This window comes from Lamprobacter sp. (assembly GCF_034860625.1).
Classification (GTDB): domain Bacteria; phylum Pseudomonadota; class Gammaproteobacteria; order Chromatiales; family Chromatiaceae; genus Lamprobacter.
In genome coordinates this window covers 1-1,289 of the sequence record NZ_JAYESN010000538.1, presented here as the reverse complement: position 1 = coordinate 1,289, position 1,289 = coordinate 1, and the positions used below count along the sequence as shown (strand labels likewise).

3 protein-coding genes and 1 pseudogene are annotated in these 1,289 nt (G+C 45.8%); 1 reads left to right on the top strand and 3 read right to left on the bottom strand.

Translation table 11 applies throughout. From position 1 onward, the window contains the following. On the top strand, positions 1-401 hold a 401-nt coding region (locus VBE63_RS29590; RefSeq protein WP_323686548.1), incomplete at its 5' end, for a hypothetical protein. A 127-nt stretch (positions 402-528) separates the two neighbouring features. Here the strand turns inward: VBE63_RS29590 and VBE63_RS29585 are convergent. The 3 genes and pseudogenes from VBE63_RS29585 to VBE63_RS29575 all read right to left on the bottom strand — a co-directional run. After that, positions 529-759, bottom strand: coding sequence for a DUF2283 domain-containing protein (locus tag VBE63_RS29585; protein WP_323686547.1), 231 nt, complete (start codon positions 757-759; stop codon positions 529-531). Further along, on the bottom strand, positions 756-1,028 hold the full coding sequence (locus VBE63_RS29580; protein WP_323686546.1) for a hypothetical protein: 273 nt from the start codon (positions 1,026-1,028) through the stop codon (positions 756-758). The genes VBE63_RS29585 and VBE63_RS29580 overlap by 4 nt, the downstream gene beginning before the upstream one ends. 12 nt (positions 1,029-1,040) lie before the next feature. Further along, positions 1,041-1,289, bottom strand: a pseudogene (locus VBE63_RS29575) (hypothetical protein); the annotation flags it as partial.

The window sequence follows — 1,289 nt, the reverse complement described above, 5'->3', positions numbered from 1 at the left end:
TCGGCATCGATCGCTCGCGCCTCGGCTGCCGCGAAGAAGGCGATCGCCTCGCGCGGGTAATCGAGAATCAGGTTCTTGAAGTTGTGATCGTGACTCTCGTGACTCATGGGCTCGGATCTCAGATTAAATCGCTGTTAGTCGTTGTCACGGTGATGCAAGTAGTAAACATTGAACTCGATAATCGTATGATTAAAGACGACGAGATGAAGTTCGAACCTGGGCGAATGATCACCCAGGTATCGATCCCAGTTGATGATGCTGTTAAAAAAGACGATGCCATCGCTCGCTTCGCGAAGCTTATAAAAAACAGTCAACTCCCAGCCGTAATCGTCACTGATTTTTCCGCCGATTGTGTTCATGGTCGTCACCCGGCAAACAATCCTCCGGTGCAAAATATGTAGCAGTAGCTAGCACATATATCTCAGCGCATTTCCTCATGGAGAGAAAGCCAACAGGCTAGCGCAAACTGACTCAACTCAATAGTCAGCAAAAGTGCGCAGGGATTTTACGATCGCTTATATTGCGCTCTTAAGCTACTTTTTTTGATAGTTGCAATAACTTAGCTTGAGCCGACTCTAAGAGCGAATCTCGCAAAAACAAACTTGCACCCATTATCTCAATACCAATAAGCTCGCCTTCATCATTTAATTCTGCAGTAATATTTGGGCTAATTTCAACGCTGCTAGATTCGCATTCATCAGACATTGCCAAATGCAAAATATCTTCTTTTTCAAAATATGAGAGCTTGGGGTTATTCATTTTGGTACCTTACCGCATTTTACTCTGTATTTTATTTGTTGGCGATTTGTAGCATGTATTGTGATTGGCGTTATGACGTTCTCATCAGAGTTCTCATAGGGAATCATCACTATGACATTCCCATCTTTGCCAACAACCACCAATCTTTTCGTAACGGTATCATAGTATCGCTCAGTGCTATACCTCAGAATTTCTTCAACGTTTGCAAGATTAAAACCACGAAGTTCGACCCTGAACTTAAAGTAGTCCGTCCAAATAACTTGTTTCATGATTGTTCAAACTCAAACCAACTCGCTGTATAGCCGGGCAATAACCTTTGGAGTCTCGGCGAGACGCAGCAGCACCACGCTGCCGGTATACCGATCGAGCTGAACCCAACCTTGGCTTGCCATCCAATCCAGCCAATCCGTCGCCTGTTTCGCCTCCCAGCCGAGCAAAGCCAGCAGGCGCGTGTCACGAGCAAGCTCATCAAAGGCTAATTGCTTGTCAGTGCTGTAGCGCGCATCCCACAGCAGAAAGAGCAACAAGGT

Bases quoted from the DNA above. Each gene is read 5' to 3' on its own strand.
- VBE63_RS29585 (WP_323686547.1), bottom strand. From the start codon at position 759: ATGAATAACCCCAAGCTCTCATATTTTGAAAAAGAAGATATTTTGCAT.
- VBE63_RS29580 (WP_323686546.1), bottom strand. From the start codon at position 1,028: ATGAAACAAGTTATTTGGACGGACTACTTTAAGTTCAGGGTCGAACTT.